Annotated in this window: 14 protein-coding genes; 8 read left to right on the top strand and 6 right to left on the bottom strand. The window is 69.9% G+C overall.

The features are described from left to right. Positions 1-366 precede the first annotated feature (366 nt). From ACQPZQ_RS20970 to ACQPZQ_RS20950, 5 genes are read left to right on the top strand one after another with little or no spacing between them, the layout of a single operon-like run. Positions 367-1,680: an MFS transporter gene (locus ACQPZQ_RS20970; RefSeq protein ID WP_433298417.1), complete on the top strand. Its 1,314-nt coding sequence runs from the start codon at positions 367-369 to the stop codon at positions 1,678-1,680. 10 nt (positions 1,681-1,690) lie between these two features. Beyond that, entirely contained in the window at positions 1,691-2,890 is a 1,200-nt protein-coding gene (locus tag ACQPZQ_RS20965; protein WP_433298416.1) for a CaiB/BaiF CoA transferase family protein, read from the top strand. A gap of 45 nt (positions 2,891-2,935) precedes the next feature. Beyond that, on the top strand, positions 2,936-3,841 hold the full coding sequence (locus ACQPZQ_RS20960) for an HpcH/HpaI aldolase/citrate lyase family protein (RefSeq protein WP_433298414.1): 906 nt from the start codon (positions 2,936-2,938) through the stop codon (positions 3,839-3,841). Between the two features lie 16 nt (positions 3,842-3,857). After that, complete coding sequence (locus ACQPZQ_RS20955; RefSeq protein ID WP_433298412.1) at positions 3,858-5,204, top strand: LLM class flavin-dependent oxidoreductase; 1,347 nt, start codon at positions 3,858-3,860, stop codon at positions 5,202-5,204. A gap of 17 nt (positions 5,205-5,221) precedes the next feature. Beyond that, positions 5,222-5,602, top strand: a complete 381-nt coding sequence (locus ACQPZQ_RS20950) for an NUDIX hydrolase (protein ID WP_433298410.1) — start codon at positions 5,222-5,224, stop codon at positions 5,600-5,602. Positions 5,603-5,680: 78 nt separating this feature from the next. Here the strand turns inward: ACQPZQ_RS20950 and ctaD are convergent, their stop codons facing one another. Both ctaD and ACQPZQ_RS20940 read right to left on the bottom strand, forming a co-directional pair. Next, a complete protein-coding gene (ctaD, locus tag ACQPZQ_RS20945; RefSeq protein WP_433298408.1) occupies positions 5,681-7,435 on the bottom strand; it encodes an aa3-type cytochrome oxidase subunit I in 1,755 nt (584 codons plus the stop codon). Between the two features lie 266 nt (positions 7,436-7,701). After that, on the bottom strand, positions 7,702-8,427 hold the full coding sequence (locus tag ACQPZQ_RS20940; protein ID WP_433298406.1) for a TetR/AcrR family transcriptional regulator C-terminal domain-containing protein: 726 nt from the start codon (positions 8,425-8,427) through the stop codon (positions 7,702-7,704). A 73-nt stretch (positions 8,428-8,500) separates the two neighbouring features. On the opposite strand from ACQPZQ_RS20940, the gene ACQPZQ_RS20935 reads away from it, so the two are divergent. From ACQPZQ_RS20935 to ACQPZQ_RS20925, 3 genes are all read left to right on the top strand, one after another. After that, positions 8,501-9,955: an MFS transporter gene (locus ACQPZQ_RS20935; RefSeq protein WP_433298404.1), complete on the top strand. Its 1,455-nt coding sequence runs from the start codon at positions 8,501-8,503 to the stop codon at positions 9,953-9,955. Positions 9,956-10,264: 309 nt separating this feature from the next. Next, positions 10,265-11,668: an FAD-binding oxidoreductase gene (locus tag ACQPZQ_RS20930; RefSeq protein ID WP_433298402.1), complete on the top strand. Its 1,404-nt coding sequence runs from the start codon at positions 10,265-10,267 to the stop codon at positions 11,666-11,668. 86 nt (positions 11,669-11,754) lie between these two features. Continuing rightward, entirely contained in the window at positions 11,755-12,270 is a 516-nt protein-coding gene (locus tag ACQPZQ_RS20925; protein WP_433298400.1) for a lipocalin-like domain-containing protein, read from the top strand. An 18-nt stretch (positions 12,271-12,288) separates the two neighbouring features. On the opposite strand, the gene ACQPZQ_RS20920 is transcribed toward ACQPZQ_RS20925, so the two are convergent. From ACQPZQ_RS20920 to ACQPZQ_RS20905, 4 genes are all read right to left on the bottom strand, one after another. Then, positions 12,289-13,425, bottom strand: coding sequence for an enoyl-CoA hydratase/isomerase family protein (locus ACQPZQ_RS20920; RefSeq protein WP_433298398.1), 1,137 nt, complete (start codon positions 13,423-13,425; stop codon positions 12,289-12,291). After that, the gene (locus ACQPZQ_RS20915; RefSeq protein ID WP_433298396.1) at positions 13,422-14,183 is read right to left on the bottom strand and encodes a FadR/GntR family transcriptional regulator; all 762 of its coding nucleotides are present in this window, start codon (positions 14,181-14,183) and stop codon (positions 13,422-13,424) included. Before ACQPZQ_RS20915 ends, ACQPZQ_RS20920 begins: the two co-directional genes overlap by 4 nt. Before the next feature lie 198 nt (positions 14,184-14,381). Then, positions 14,382-14,963, bottom strand: a complete 582-nt coding sequence (locus ACQPZQ_RS20910) for a hypothetical protein (RefSeq protein ID WP_433298394.1) — start codon at positions 14,961-14,963, stop codon at positions 14,382-14,384. Between the two features lie 14 nt (positions 14,964-14,977). Then, entirely contained in the window at positions 14,978-16,666 is a 1,689-nt protein-coding gene (locus ACQPZQ_RS20905) for an L-lactate permease (RefSeq protein ID WP_433298392.1), read from the bottom strand. Between the last annotated feature and the right edge of the window lie 31 nt (positions 16,667-16,697).

Below are 16,697 nucleotides of genomic sequence, written 5' to 3'. Positions count from 1 at the left end.
CACCGCCCCCGCGACGTCTCCGGCTGTTTCGGGCATTCCGGCAGCCGATGAACAGAGCGCACCGAAGAATGGTGATTCAGACAATTCTTCGACATTGACGCCGGGCCTGCCGGATGATGTACTGGAGAAAGTAAAGTACAGTATTTCACATTTCCCGGTGCAGGATTTCCCACAATGACGTCGAAGGCGGACCGTGTCGCGCAGTTCCTGGCGCCGTCCGTCGGGCTGCGCATACCGCAGTGCCCTCGCATTCCCCCGAACCCCCTCACCGGCCCGACGGCCGGACAGCACACGACCTGAACCGCCCACACCCGCATCAGCCGCGATTCGCCCCGCTGCACACGGACGTGCCAGGAGGATCAGCTCATGTTCAGAACCCGCAGGCGCTGGCTCGTCGCGGCCTTCGTTCTCGCGATCACCGCGATCGCGTACATCGACCGGGTCAACCTCTCGATCGCGGCTCCCGTGCTCACCGAGGAGTTCCACACCAACGCCGCGGTCATGGGTCTGCTGCTGTCGAGCTTCACCTGGACCTACACCCTGCTCAACCTGCCGGCGGGCATGCTCGTCGACCGCGTGCGCACGCGGATCCTCTACTCCGCGGCACTCCTGATCTGGGCGGTGTCGAGCTTCCTCACCACGCTGGCCGGGTCCGTGGCGGCGATGTTCGGCCCTCGCCTGCTCCTCGGCGTCGGCGAGGCGCCGTTCGCTCCCGCCGCCATCAGGACGCTCGCCGACTGGCTGCCGAAGTCGGAGCGCGGCACGGGGAGCAGCATGTTCATCTCCGGCGTCGCGCTCGGCACCGCGGTCGGACCGCCCGGGCTCGCCTTCCTGGTCAGCACGTACGGCTGGCAGAGCTGCTTCATCGCGTCCGGCACGCTGTCGCTGCTGGCCGCGGTGATCTGGTACTCCTGGTACCGCCATCCCCTCGAGGACAGCAGGCTGACCGGGCGCGAGCGCGAGCTCATCCTCGCCGATCAGGAGCCCCCACAGCAGGAGGGCCGGGCCCCGTGGAGCGCGATCATCAGGCACCGCGACATCTGGGCGATCACGAGCGGGTACTTCTGCCTGCTCTACATCCTCTACACGTTCATCACCTGGCTGCCCAGCTACCTGGTGCAGGACCGGGGCATGACGGTGCTGAGCTCGGGCTTCACCACCTCGATCCCGTGGATCTGCGCGTTCGTCGTCGGGCTGCTCGGCGGCCGGATCTCCGACGCCGCCGTACGCCGGGGTGTGTCCGCACTGGACGCACGCAAGATCGTGCTGGTCACAGGGATGCTGGCGGCACTGGCGATCCTGGGCACCGCGTTCTCCGCGTCGGCGGCCGTCGCGGTGCTCTGCTTGTCCGTCTCCACCTCCGGCATCATCTTCTCCAACGGCGCGGTCTGGGCCGCCACCACGGACGTCATGCGGAGCCTGAACCTGTCCGGTTCGGCCACGGGGTTCGTCAACGGGCTGGGCAACGTCGGGGGCATCCTCGGCCCGATCGTCACCGGGGCGCTCGTCTACGCGACGGGCTCCTTCGTCGTCCCGCTCGTGGTGGCGGCCGGGCTCGCGCTCGTCGGCGCGCTCGCCTGGGCGTTCGGCATGCGCAGCGCGCCCACGGCGGCGGTGGCGGGTCGACCGGTGGCGGGGATGGGAGACGCGCGGTCGAGCGCGGCCGGAGCCGGATCATGAGGAGGAATCGATGACCACCGAGAGCGCGCTATCCGGGATCCGGGTGGTCGACGCCGCTACCCTCGCCGCCGGACCGCTGGTCGCCACCTGGCTCGCCGAGTTCGGCGCCGAGGTGATCAAGATCGAGCAGCCCCGCGGCGGCGACCCGCTGCGGCAATGGGGCGCGCAGAAGGACGGCGTCGGGCTGATGTGGAAGAGCCTGGGACGCAACAAGAAGTCGGCCACACTCGACCTGCGCCAGGAAGCGGGACGGGACCTGCTGCGTGAGCTGGTGAGCCACAGCGACGTCCTGATCGTGAACCTGCGGCCGTCCACGCTGAACCGGTGGGAGCTCGACTATCCCCGACTGCAGGCCGACAACCCGGGCCTGGTCATGCTGCACGTGTCCGGGTTCGGGGCGGGCGGTCCCAAGAGCGACCGCCCCGGGTTCGGCACGCTCGGGGAGGCGATGAGCGGGTTCGCCCACATCACCGGGCATCCCGACGGCCCGCCCACGCTGCCCTCGTTCATGCTCGGCGACGGCGTCGCCGCGCTGACGGCCACCTACGCGGTGATGATGGCGCTGTACCACCGTGACGTGCACGGCGGTGGAGGTCAGCACATCGACATCAACCTGATCGAGCCCCTCGCCCGGCTCATCGAGCAGCCCGTGCTGACCTACGACCAGCTCGGCACCGTGGCCGGGCGCACGGGCAACCGCTGGGACATCAGCGCGCCGCGCAACGCCTACCGCACCAAGGACGGGTACTGGCTGGCGATGTCGGGCAGCGCGCCCACCATCGCGATGCGGGCCCTGCGGGCGGTCGGCCGCGCCGACCTGACCGAGGACCCTCGATTCGCCGAGGCGCAGCAGCGGCTGGCCAACGCCGCCGAGATCGACCGCGTGATGGCCGAGTGGATCGGCGAGCGCACCCTCGACACCGTGATGGACGTGTTCGACGAGGAGCAGGTCGCCGCCGCCCCGATCTACGACGCCGAGCAGCTCCTCGCCGACCCCCAGATGCAGGCCCGCGGTGTCTACGCCGCACATCCCGATCCCGAGCTGGGCTCGATGCGCATCCAGGGCCCGGTCCCCCGGTTCTCCGAAACACCGGGCCGGGTCGAGCATCTGGGTCCCGCGCTGGGCGAGCACAACGACGAGATCTACCTGAACCTCCTCGGCCTCGACGCCGACCGCTACCGCCGGATGCAGGCCGACGGTGTCATCTGACGCCGTGCCCGCGACAACGCCAGTGCCGAGGAAGAGGTGCGAGAGATGACCGTCCGGGCCCGCCGCTCCGAGCTCGCCACGCCCGCGAGCAACGAGTGGATGTTCGCGAAGGCCGCCGCCTCCGGAGCCGATCTGGTGTTCCTCGACCTGGAGGACGCCGTTGCCCCGGCCCAGCGGGAAGCCGCGCGGGGGAAGGCAGCTGCTGCTCTGCGGGATCTCGACTGGGGCCGCACCGTACGCGCGATCCGCATGAACGGCGTCGACACCCGCTGGGCGCACGGCGACGTGATCGAGGTCGTCACACAGGCGCGCGAGGCCCTCGACGTGATCATCGTGCCGAAGGTCCGCAGCGCCCGGGACGTGTGGTGGGTCGACGTGCTGCTCACCCAGCTCGAGGAGGTGCTGGGCCTGCAGAAGCGCATCGCGCTCGAGGCGCTCATCGAGGAGACCGAGGGCCTGCAGAACGTCGCGGAGATCACGACGGCCAGTGACCGGCTGGAGGCCGTGATCTTCGGTGCCGGCGACTTCTCGGCGTCGCAGGGCGCACGCGTCGACACCAACTTCGATCCGGTCGTCGACTATCCCGGCGACATGTGGCACTACGCCAGGGCGCGGATCGTCGTGGCCGCCCGGGCAGCGGGTATCGACGCGATCGACGCGCCGTTTCCCGCCTACCGCGATCCCGAGGCCTATCGCACCGCCTGCGACCGTGCCGCGGCGATGGGATACGTCGGCAAGTGGGCCATCCACCCCAGCCAGGTCGGGCCGGCGAACGAGGCCTTCGCACCCACGCATGACGAGATCGCACATGCCCGGAAGGTCGTGGCGGCCTACCGCGAGGCGGAGGCGACCGGCCGCGGCGCCACCGGGCTCGACGGGATGCTCGTCGACGCCGCCCATCTGCGCCTGGCCGACAACATCACCCGCCGCGCCGAACTGCTCGGGCTCTGACCAGGAAGGGGCGCACATGTCGTCAGCACCTCGGCAACGCCGGATGACCCTCGTCGGCTTCATGCAGGCCGGCAACGTGACCGTCTACTCCGGGTCCTGGCGGTACCCGTCCGCGGACCTGTCCTTCCTGGACCTCGGGTACTACCGGAAGATCGCGCGCACCCTCGAGGAGGGGAAGTTCGATCTCGTGTTCTTCGACGACCGGCTCGCCATGCCCGGCGTCTACGGCGACTCGGTCGCCGAGGCGGTCCGCTACGGTGCGCGGCCGATCAAGCTCGACCTGACGGCGATCCTCGGCGGGATCATCGGTGCCACCGATCGGATCGGGATCGGGGCCACCTACTCCACCACCTACTACGACCCGTTCCACGTGGCCCGCACGTTCGCCACCCTCGACCACCTCTCCCGCGGCCGGGCCGCCTGGAACGTCGTCACGTCGGTCAACGACTCCGAGGCACAGAACTTCGGGCTGGAGCAGCACCTCGGCCACGACGAGCGCTACGACCGCGCCCAGGAGTTCATCGAGACCGTGGTCGCCCTCTGGGAGTCCTGGGATGACGACGCCCTGGTCATGGACCGTGAGACGGGGATCTTCGCCGATCCCGACAAGGTTCACGAGATCAACCACCGCGGGAAGTGGTTCAGCGCCCGCGGGCCACTCACCGTGCCGCGCACGCCACAGGGCAGGCCCGCGATCCTGCAGGCCGGCCAGTCCGGTCGCGGCCGGGAGTTCGCCGCGCAGTGGGCGGACCTGATCTTCACCGGCGACCCCGGCCTCGCGGTCGCCCAGCAGCACTACCGCGACCAGCGCGACCGCATCGCCGCGGCGGGCCGCTCGCCCGACGACGTGAAGTTCCTCCCCATGGCCTACACCGTGATCGGCGAGACCGAAGCGATCGCCGCGGAGAAGGAACGGCTGTTCCTCGAGAGCTACGTCCATCCGATGGCATCGCTGACGCTGCTCTCCGAGGTGCTGAACTACGACTTCTCCCAGCACGATCTGGACGACGTCGTCACCGAGGAGATGATCAACGCCGCCTCGGGGATCCGCGGCCTGGCCGACGGCGTGCGCCGGCACCTGGGCCGTCCCGACGTCACGGTGCGCGATCTGGCCGCGCATCGCGCCACCCTGCTCCAGGGCCCGCGTTTCGTCGGCACCGCCGAGCAGGTCGCCGACCAGATGGAGGAGTGGTTCCTGGGCGGGGCGTGCGACGGGTTCGTCATCGCGGCCACCCACCTCCCCGGAGCGTTCGAGGACGTCGTGCGGATGGTGGTGCCGATCCTGCAGCGCCGGGGCCTCTTCCGCACCGAGTACGAGGGCGTGACGCTGCGCGATCACCTCGGGCTCGCCCGGCCCTCATGACACCCACGGCGTTTCCCGTGTCCGTGAAAGGTGTGGTGGTGCGGGCGAACCAGGTGCTGCTCCTGAGGAACGAACGTGACGAGTGGGAGCTGCCGGGCGGCCGGATCGAGATCGGCGAGACGCCCGAGGAATGTGTGGCACGCGAGATCCGCGAGGAGACCGGCTGGACGGTCAGCATCGGACCGATCCTCGACAGCTGGATGTACTACATCGGCACTGCCCCACGGCACGTCTTCATCGTGACCTACGGCTGCCGGCTCGACACCGACGCAGAACCTGTGCTCTCCGGTGAACACCGGGAGCTCGGGCTGTTCGGCCTCGACGAGACGGCGCGGTTGCGCATGCCCGCGGGGTATCGCCGGTCGATCGCTTCCTGGTTCGTGCGACTCGGCACCTGACGACTGGGCGCCCGAACGGACTGAGCCACGGTGCCGACGCAGGCAGCGTCGGCACCGTGGCTCAGTGGGCCCGATGTCCTAGCGGGAGCGTGGATCCGCGTCGGGCTGCGTCTCCCCCGCCGTGCCCTGCGCCGCCACCTCGTACGGCGACGGGCGGTGCCCGACGTGTGCCTCGTTGCGGAAGCGTTCGACGAGGTGCGGGTAGTGCAGCTCGAACGCCGGACGCTCCGAACGGATCCGCGGCAGCTCCGTGAAGTTGTGCCGCGGCGGCGGGCAGCTCGTGGCCCACTCCAGCGAGTTGCCGAAGCCCCACGGGTCGTCCACGGTCACCACACGGCCGTAGCGGTAGCTGCGGAAGACGTTCCAGATGAACGGAAGCGTGGAGGCACCCAGCACGAACGCACCGATCGACGAGATCGAGTTCAGGATCGTGAAGCCGTCGGTCGGGAGGTAGTCGGCGTACCGGCGCGGCATGCCCTCGTTACCCAGCCAGTGCTGCACGAGGAACGTCAGGTGGAATCCGATGAACGTGAGCCAGAAATGGACCTTGCCCCAGGTCTCGTCCATCATCCGGCCGGTCATCTTCGGGAACCAGAAGTAGATGCCGGCGTAGGTGGCGAACACGATCGTGCCGAACAGCACGTAGTGGAAGTGCGCCACCACGAAGTAGGTGTCCGAGACGTGGAAGTCCAGGGGCGGGGACGCCAGCAGGATGCCCGTCAGACCGCCGAACAGGAACGTCGCGAGGAAGCCCAGCGCGAACAGCATGGGCGGCTCGAACGTGATGTGGCCCTTCCACAGCGTGCCGATCCAGTTCACGAACTTGACGCCCGTGGGAACCGCGATCAGGAACGTGGTGAAGGAGAAGAAGGCCAGCATCACGGCCCCGGTGGCGTACATGTGGTGCGCCCAGACCGCCACCGACAGCGCGGCGATGCCGAGCGTGGCGTAGATGAGGCCCTTGTAGCCGAAGATCGGCTTGCGCGCGAACACCGGGAAGACCTCGGACACGATGCCGAAGAACGGCAGCGCAACGATGTAGACCTCGGGATGGCCGAAGAACCAGAACAGGTGCTGCCACAGGATGACGCCGCCGTTGTCGGGGTCGAACACGTGGCCGCCGAGGTGGCGGTCGACCAGCAGGCCGAACAGCGCGGCGGTGAGCAGCGGGAACGCGATGATGATCAGGATGGCCGTCACCAGGATGTTCCAGGTGAAGATCGGCATCCGGAACATCGTCATGCCGGGCGCGCGCATGCACACGATCGTCGTGACGAAGTTGACGCCGCCGAGGATCGTGCCCAGACCGGACACGGCCAGACCCACGATCCACAGATCAGCACCCGCGCCCGGTGAGAACGTCACGTCGGACAGCGGGGTGTAGGCGAACCAGCCGAAGTCGGCGGCCCCACCCGGCGTCAGGAAACCGCTGATGACGGTGAGCCCGCCGAACAGGAAGAGCCAGTACGAGAACGCGTTGAGCCGCGGGAACGCGACGTCGGGCGCCCCGATCTGCAGCGGCACGATGTAGTTGGCGAAGCCGAACAGGATCGGCGTCGCGTACAGCAGCAACATGATCGTGCCGTGCATGGTGAACAGCTGGTTGTACTGCTCGTTCGACAGGAACTGCAGCCCCGGTACGGCCAGCTCACCCCGGATCAGCAGCGCCATCGCGCCGCCTGCCAGGAAGAACCCGAACGACGTCACCAGGTAGAGGATGGCGATGTCCTTGGGGTCCGTGGTCCGCAGCATCTTGAGCAGCACGGAACCCTTGGGGGTGCGCCTCGCCGGGTACGGGTGTGCTGCGATCGGCTTCGGTGCGACCGCGGTCAAGGTGCGACCTCCTGCGCGAGGGCTGGTGTCTGCACTGGCATTGCCTCCTGCACTGGACCTCCGCTGCACTGCCCGGCGATCGGACATATCGGGTGATCGCAGCTTAGCTCTACCAGACGTAGAGAACCCAGCCGGGTCGGGGACGGATCGCCCATCCCTCGCCGAGGCCGCAATACAACCATCCCGCCCGGGGTGGGCCGCAGGGTGGTCACCCGCGACCGCGGTCGCAAGCCCCGGACAGGGGCACCTGTGGTGGACGAGCAGACCTACCGGGGCGCCTGGTCCAGACCGGCGAGCATGATGTCCAGCCCGCGGGCGAACAGCTCGTCGTCGCTCCACGCTTGGTCACCGAGGTGGCCGGAGGCGACCAGCGTCGGGTAGGTCGCCGGGCTGTCCTCGATGTGCCTGCGCGCTCCGCGGCGGGCGTCGGGATCGTCGGTGCGCCGCCATGTGGTCTCGGTGAGCGCGGATCCGATCACGTAGTTGGCGAGGCCGTGGGTGGCAGCCGCGAGCCCGACGCCCGTGAACCCGGCCCGCGCGAGCGTGGACTGGAGGTACTCGGTTCTGGCGAGCACGTTCGGTCCGAGCATCGGCCTGCCCAGCAGGCCGGGCGCCCACGGGTGACGCAACATGGCGGCCCGCCAGCCGTGGATCAGCCCCCGCGCGTCGGCCCGCCAGTCCTCGCTCACCTGCGGCAGCGCCACCTCGCCGAAGATGTGGTCCAGAGCGAGGTCGAGCACGTCCTCCTTGGTCGTGACGTGCCAGTAGACGGTGGTCGCACCCACGCCGAGATGCTCGGCGAGCCTGCGCATCGTCAGCCGGTCGGCGCCCTCCCCGTCGAGCAGTTCGACCGCACCCGCGACGATCCGGTCCCGGGTCAGCGGAGGCGAGTTGCGGTAGCGACGGGGCTCGCGCAGCCACACCGCACCGGCGGTCCCGCTGGTCCGCCCACCTCGTCCGCCGGCAGGTGAACGGGAATCGGTCGCGCCCACGCCCCACACCCTAGTACGGTGCACCGTCTCTAGACCAACGTTCGAGAACTAGTCCAACGTTCGAGGAGTGGAGATGACGCAGCCGTCCGGTCGATGGTGGGTGCTGGTCACGGCCGGCCTGGCCCAGCTGGTCGTGGTGCTCGACTCGACGGTCGTGACCATCGCGCTCCCGTCCGCCCAGCAGGACCTGGCGATGACCGATGCATCCCGCAGCTGGGTCGTCACCGCGTATGCCCTCCCCTTCGGCGGCCTGCTCCTCCTCGGGGGAGGGCTCGTCGCCCGCCTGGGGCAGCGACGCGCCTTCGTCGCGGGTCTCGCCGGTTTCGCCATCGCGTCGATGGTCGCCGGCTCGGCGCCCACCGCGGCGCTTCTCTTCGCCGGCCGGGCCGGGCAGGGAGTGTCCGCCGCCCTCCTGGCCCCGGCAGGCCTCGCGATCATCTCGACGGTGTTCGTCGAACCCCGTGAGCGAAGCCTCGCGTTCGGCGTGTTCGGCGCCCTGACCGGAGCGGGGGCCGCGGTAGGCCTGCTGCTCGGCGGACTGCTCACCGAAGCCCTGGGCTGGCGTTCGTGCCTCTGGATCAACGTCCCGATCGTCGCGGCCGCTGTCGCCGGCGCGTGGCTGGTCGTCCCCTGGTCGGCAGGACGCGCGGTCCGGCTCGACCTACTCGGCACGGCGACCAGCGCCATCGGGATGAGTGCTGCGGTGTTCGGGCTCACGGAAGTCGCCACACGCGGATGGACCGATCCGCTGGTGCAGGGATCTCTGGTGCTGGGGGTGATCGGCCTGGTCGCGTTCGGCGTCGCTCAACTCAGGGTCGGCGCGCCCCTGCTGCCACCCCACGTCGTTCTCGACCGGACGCGCGGCGGCGCCTTCCTCGCGATCGGGCTGCCCCAGCTGGCGATGTTCGGGTTCTTCCTCGTGCTGACGTACTGGTTCCAGGAGATCCTGGGGTACCGGCCCCTCCAGGCCGGTCTGGCGTTCCTGCCTCTCGCCCTCACCATCGCGATCGGCTCGACCGTGATCGCGGGCGGTCTCGGCCCCCGCCTCCCCACCCGCGTTCTCATCCCGGCGGGCCTCTTGGTCATGGCGGCAGGCACGGGGCTGCTGATCGGACTCGACCCCACCGATCCGGCTCTCTACCTGATCCGGTTCCTGCCGGCCGAAGCCCTCATCGGCCTCGGCCTGGGCTGCGCCCTCACCGCCGCGGTCAACGCGTGTACCCACGGTCTCCGGCCCGACGACACCGCAGCGGCGGCCGCCGCCGTCAACGCCGTGCAGCAACTCGGCGGATCCGTCGGAACTGCCCTGCTCAACACGGTGGCCGCCGTGGTCACGATGCGCGGACTACAGCGCTCCCCGGACTTCGCGTCCTCCGATCGCCTCGTCCCGGCCACCGTCGCCGGGTTCGATGCCGCGCTCGTGACCGCGGCGACCATCCTGGCCGCCACCGCCGTCACCGTCGGGCTGGTCATTCCCCGGCGCCCGCCCGCCGATCACCACTCGGCGGCCGCCCGCGACGAGAACTGACCGAGAAATCGGCTACGGCCACGTCCGTCCACGGCGAAGCACCGACGCAATTCGTCGAATTACGACCGATCGCGCATTCGATGCTCGCAGTGATTGACCTTGACGCCCCCCGCCACCTCCGGCATCGTCGGAACCGGCGTCGCCCACCGGAGAATAGCGCGCCACCAAACGAGCACCCATGAGCCGGTAATGCGCCCCTGCAATGAGGCAGCGGATCCGGCTCTTCGACCGGCTCCGGCAATCTCTTCGATCCGACCGAGTGGGTGCACGCGCAATCCGTCGTCCATGGCTACTGGAGGTAGTTCTTACATGGCCAGCACACTCGCCGCCGGCGCCGACGCCCTCCGTGCGGCGCTGACCGGACAGCTCGTCACCCCGGAGTCGTCCGAGTACGACGACGTCAGGCGGGTGTGGAACGCCGACACGGACGGCCACCCAGCGATGATCGTCCGGTGTGAGTCGGACGCCGACGTGGTGGCGGCGATCGGCTTCGCCCGGGACGCCGGCCTGGAGATCGCGGTGCGCGGCGGCGGCCACAGCATCGCCGGGTTGTCCACCGTCGACGACGGACTGGTCATCGACCTCAGCCTGATGAACAGCGTGGAGGTCGACCCGGCTGCCCGGCGCGTCACGGTCGGTGGTGGTGCGCTGCTCAGCGACATGGACGCTGCCGCCCAGAAACACGGCCTCGCCGCACCCGCCGGAATGATCAGCCACACCGGGGTGGCCGGGCTGACGCTCGGCGGCGGCCTGGGGTGGCTCACCAGGAAAGTCGGGCTGAGCATCGACAACCTGGAGTCGGTGCGGCTGGTCACCGCAGCCGGACAGGTGGTGCGGGCCGCCGCCGACGAGAATCCCGAGCTGTTCTGGGCCGTCCGCGGCGGTGGCGGCAACTTCGGGGTGGTCACGCAGTTCGAGTTCCGCCTCCACGAGGTCGGCCCGAACATCCGGTTCGCCATGCTGTTCTACGGCCAGGAGCAGGCCGCCGAGATGTTCCGGCTCGGCCGTGAGGTGCTGGCCGACCTGCCCCGGCAGTTCACGCTGCTGATGGCAGCCACGAACGCCCCGGTGGCTCCGTTCGTCCCCGAGCAGTTCCACGACCAGCGTGGTTACGCCATCCTGCTGGCCGACGTCAGCCCGGAGGAGCAGGGCGCCGAGGCGCACGACCAGGTGGTCGCCCGGATCCGGGAGCAGTTGCCGCCGCTGTTCGACTCGGTCGGTCCGATGCCCTTCGTCGAGCTGCAGAAGCTCTCCGACGAAAGGACGGCCTGGGGCCACTACTGCTACGAGAAGAGCGCGAACTTCACCGAGCTGTCCGACGAGGTCATCGAGGTCCTCGTCGAGCAGGCACCGCTGCGGACCTCACCACTGTCCATGTTCCTGATGGCCCGGCTGGACGGCGCCTACAGCGACGTTCCTGACGGCGACACCGCGTTCGGCGGTACGCGCACACCCCAGTTCGGCGTGTTCATCACCAGCGTGTCGCTCGATCACGAGCAGATGGCCACCGACCGCGACTGGGTGCGGTCCTGCTGGAAGGCTCTGCAGCCCCACGCCATCGGGATCGGCAGCTACATCAACGCGATGTCCGAGTTCGAGGACGACCGCGTACGGGCCTCCTATGGTGAGAAATACCCCCGACTGGCGCGGATCAAGGCCGAATACGACCCGCAGAACATCTTCCACCGGAACCAGAACATTCTGCCCGGCTGAGCGTCCCGCACCCCATTTCCGGACGCTTGCGAAGCGTTGTGGCGGCATAGAGTGGAGGGAAACCGCCGCACGAAACGGAGCACCCGGTGCCGGAGAACGACATCGCATCCGCACGGCCGCTGCAGGAACAGCTCGTCGGCGCATGGGAACTGGTGTCCTACGAAGCGCGCAGCGACAACGACGAGCAGACGGTCCATCCCATGGGCGACGACGCCTCGGGGTACGTCATGTACACCCCGGACGGTCACGTGTCGGTACAGATCATGCGACCCGGCCGGGTTCCCTACCAGGTCGCCGGCCCCGGCGAGGGGACGGCCGCGGAGCGTGCCGAGGCCGCGGGCGGGTACCTGGCCTACTCGGGCTCGTATCGCGTCGTCGACAACTCGGTCGTCGTCCACGAGATCGACGTGAGTCTCCTGCCCAACTGGGTCGGGGAATCCCTCCGCCGCAAGGTGACGCTCGACGGCCCGAGGCTGGAGCTGACCACGATCACGCCGATAGTGATCGACGGCAGGCCGCACACCGCGGTGCTGACCTGGGATCGGGCGGAGGCGTCCGGCGCACGCAACGGTGGTGGCGTCCGAGCGTCCGGGAAGCGCTGACCTCGCACATCGTGCTGGTCAGGGCCTCCCGGCGCTCCGGCCCAGCACCGGGCTCAGATCGAGATCGGCTGCGCCGAGCGGTGCGAAGTGCCTGTCGACCATCGCCTGTGTCACGTCGATCAGCCGCCCCGGGGACCAGACCGGGGATCGGCTCTTGTCGATCACCGCGGCGCGGATCCCCTCGACGAGGTCGGGGCCGTCCAGGAAGCGGTAGCTGACCCGGAGATCCTGGACGAGGGTCGGTCCGAGCGCGTCAGCCTTGCGGGCTTCGTCGAGCCCGCACCAGGTGACGCACAGCGCGAGCGGTGACATCCGCGTGATCGCCTCGGCCGCGGCGCGCGCGGCCGGCTCGCGGTGGGCGGCGAGCCGCTCGACCACGGCGGGCACCACATCGGCGTCGTAGCAGGTGTCGATCCAGGAGCGGTGCGCCTCGAGCTCACCCTCCCCCAGCGCCGACGGTGCGACGGCCAGCGTCGCGATCGCATCGGCCGGATCCATCCGTTGCAGCAGGGGCACGAGTTGCCCCAGCCGCTCCGACGGCACGACGGCGTCGGCGAACCCTGCGCGCACGGCGTCCACCCCGCCCATGCGGGCCGCCGTCAGCGCGAGGTGCGCGCCGAGCCTCCCGGGGGCGCGCGCGAGCAGGAGCAGCCCCCCGACGTCCGGGGCGAGGCCGAGCGCGACCTCGGGCAGCGCGAGCACGGACCGCTCGGTGACGATCCGGTGCCGGATGTGGCAGCCGATTCCGATCCCGCCGCCCATGGTGATCACGTCGAGGACGGTCACGACCGGTTTGCGGTAGTCGGCGATGAGGGCGTCGAGCAGGTACTCGGTACGCCACAGCCGTTCGGACACCCCGCGCCGGTTCTGTGCGTCCTCGTAGATGACCCGAATGTCCCCGCCCGCGCAGAACCCGCGGCGGCCGGTGCCGTCGAGCACCACGATGTCGATCTGCGGGTCGGCTTCCCAGCTGCGCAACACCGTGTCGAGGGTGGCCATCATGCGCAGGGACAGCGCGTTGATCGCCTCGGGGCGATCGAGGGTCAGTCTGCCGACCCGGCCGTGGCGGCGGACCCGGACGTGCCCGGGGTCGTCGCCGGCGTCAACGACATCGACGAATCCGTCGGATCCGCCGGAAGGCGCCGACGGGCTCAACCGGCTCCCGTTCCCGGAGCGGCCGCCCGATCACCCCGCGCGACGTGCTCCTCGTAGAAGCGCCTGATGTGTTCCTCGACGAGCCGGGAGGCGCGGACGCGGTCGCGCGCCTCGATCGCCGCGATGATCCCCTCGTGTTCGTCCACCAGTTGGTCGGCCACGGCCCGCCAGTCGTCGAGCAGGGTGAACGCCGCGACCATCTCCGACTTCACCGCGGCGCGCAGCGCCTGCATCAAGGTGGCGGCGAGAGCGTTGCCGGAGGTCTTGGCGATGCTCACGTGGAACTCGGCGTCCAGCTCGTTGAACTGGTCGGACGGGAGGCTGCGCGCCCGCATCCCGTCGTTGAGCTCGCGGAGCCGCGCGATGTCGTCGGCAGTGCTGTGCTGTGCGGCGCCTGCGGCAGCAGGCCCTTCCAGCTGCACACGGATCTCGATGAGCTCGCCGAGGCTGATCTCGGCCAGCGCGACGTGCAGTCGCAGAAGGTTGCCGAGAGCCTCGGACGAACGGCCGGAGACGACCGACCCCGAGTCGCGTCCGGAACCCGCCTGCGCATCGATCACGCCCATGGCCTCGAGCGCCCGCAACGCTTCACGGACGCTGGTGCGGCTCACACCGAGGATCTCGACGAGCTCGCGCTCACTGGGGAGCTTCGCCCCGATGCGCAGCTCACCGTCCAGGATCTTGTCCTGGATCTGCGCGAGCACCTGCTCGTGGTTACGAAGGCGCCGCACCCGCTCCCACCCCGTCTCGGCGGTCACGACGATCGCTCCACCGCAGGATCGGAGGGGCTGCTGGGCTGGATGAGCACGGTGGGCTCGCCTTCTGGGGCACGGGACCCGTTGCGGAGCTGTGACGGAACAGGACTCGGCAGCCCGCGACCCGACGGCTGTGGCGCGATCCGGCATTCCTGGCACCGTCGACGACTTCGGCAGCGTACATCAGGACCTCAGTGTGGTCTAACCACGCCTGGACAACCAGGCATGAGTCTCGCGCCGCGGCACGATTGGGGTGAGGTCCATGAGGCCGGATCCGTCGCCGCACCACCCCACCGGGAGCTGCTGCCGCTCGAGCAGCTCGCTCTCGAAGGCCAGAACGAGCAACAGCTCGGCGAGAGCGTCGAGGTAGGCGCCGGCACAGCTGAGGCTCGGCGCCGCCCCGCCGTGCTCGAGCCGGCGGACGCTACGGGCGGCCCGGCGCACCGTCATCCGCGCGAGCCGCAGGAGCCCGACGGCGCTGGTGCTGCCCCCGAGCACGGCGAAATCGGTCGGCACGGGTTCGCTGCGGTGCTCGTCGACGGCGGCGAGCACCCGCTGCACGGCCGCAGCGTCGATGGCGCGACCAGAGCCGTCCGATCCGACGGCGGACAGATCGGCCGCGAGAGCCAGCAGGTCGTTCTGCACGTCGCGCAACAGCAGGACGAACCGATCGGGCACCGTGCCGCTGCACAACGCCGCGCCGACCGTGGCGTTCGCCTCCTCGACCTCCCCCGCCGCGCCCTCACTCATCGCCGCGGCCGAGTGCGTGCCCGGCGCAGACATGCCCCGCTCTCCCTTCATCGCACGACCATCCACGACAGGACGGGCGTCGACTGGAGATAGACGAGTAGGCACATCGCCGCCACGAAGAGCGCCGTGGGAACGAGCACCCGGCGCAAGAGCTCGCCCTCGCGCCCGGCGAGCCCGACCGCGGCCGCGCCGATCGCGAGACTCTGCGGGCTGATCATCTTGCCGAGCACACCACCGGAGGTGTTGCCCGCGGCCAGCAGGATCGGCGAGATTCCGGTGCTGTGCCCGACGCTGGCCTGCAGGGCACCGAAGAGCGAGTTCGACGAGGTGTCCGAGCCGGTGACGGCTGTGCCGAACCAGCCCAGCAGCGGCGCGAAGAGCGCGTAGAGGCTGCCCGCTCCGGCCAGGAACAGGCCCAGCGTCGCCGTCTGGCCGGAGAGGTTCATGACGTAGGCCAGCCCGAGGACGGCCATCACGGTCACCCCGGCGCCGCGCAGCTGGTACAGCGTGTGGCCGTACGCCCGGACGAGACGGAGCGGCGAGATCCGCAGAGCCGCCCCCGTGAGGAGCCCTGCGATGAGCAACACGGTGCCGGAGGCGATCAGCCAGTCGAACTTGAACATCGTCAACGAGACCGGCGCCCCGCTGGGCGTGCGAACGTCCAGTCCCGGCCACCCGAACGTCACGGTCGGCGCGGAGAGCACCGCCTTCAGCACGGGGACCACCGAGAGCGCGAACAGCACGATGACGATCAGGTACGGCACGAAGGCGAGAAGAACCTGCCCGCCGCTGTCGCCGCCGGTGACCCCGGGTACCGCGGGCCGCGACGCCGCGCCCGGTCCCTCCGGTACGAGCCTGGCGCCCGCCGGCATGCGGCCGCCGTCCGGGCCGTCGTCCGGGATGCCTGCCGGCTGCCACACCTGCAGCAGGAGCAGCACGGAAGCCGCTGAGACCAGCGACGCCACGATGTCGACGAGCTGCACAGGCCCGTAGCTCGCCACCAGGAACTGCGCCACGGCGAACGTCACCCCCGCGACGAGCCCCGCAGGCCAGGCCTCCCGCAGGCCTCGCCTGCCGTCGAGCACCACCAGCATGACGAGCGGGACGAACACCGCGAGTATCGGCACCTGGCGGCCGGTCATCCCGGCGAGGTCGTCGAGCGGCAGGCCGGAGACCTGCGCGAGCGTGGTGATCGGCAGCCCGACGGCCCCGAACGCGACCGGTGCGGTGTCGGCGATCAGCGCCACCGCACCCGCCTTGAGCGGCTTCATCCCGATCGCCACCAACATCACGGCGCAGATCGCGACGGGTGCGCCGAACCCGGCGAGCGCTTCGAGCAGCGCACCGAAGGAGAACGCGATGATGACGCCCTGCACGCGCTTGTCCGCGCTGATCCGCGCGAAGGCGCGGCGCAGCACGTCGAAGTGACCGGACTCCACCGTCAGGTGGTAGATCCAGATCGCGTTGATCACGATCCACAGGATCGGATACAGCCCGTACGCCGCACCTTCCGCGGCAGCGTCCGCCGCAGCCGGGACGGGCATGCCGTCGACCAGCACCGCGATCACGAACGCGACCAGTAGCCCGATCAGCGACGCCAACCAGGCCCGTACCCGGAAGACCCCGAGGAGCAGGAAGAGCACGAGCAACGGGATCGCGGCGGCGAGGGCCGACCACCCGAGGCTCCCTCCGAGCGGGGCGATGACCTGCTGGTACACGACTACCTCCGACATCATCGGTGGAGTGCTGTGTCGGCCGTCGGCGCGG

It is taken from the genome of Pseudonocardia sp. CA-142604, assembly GCF_050948475.1.
Classification (GTDB): domain Bacteria; phylum Actinomycetota; class Actinomycetes; order Mycobacteriales; family Pseudonocardiaceae; genus Pseudonocardia; species Pseudonocardia alaniniphila.
Note: the sequence above shows the minus strand (reverse complement) of the source record. Positions and strands in the feature narration are given on the sequence as shown.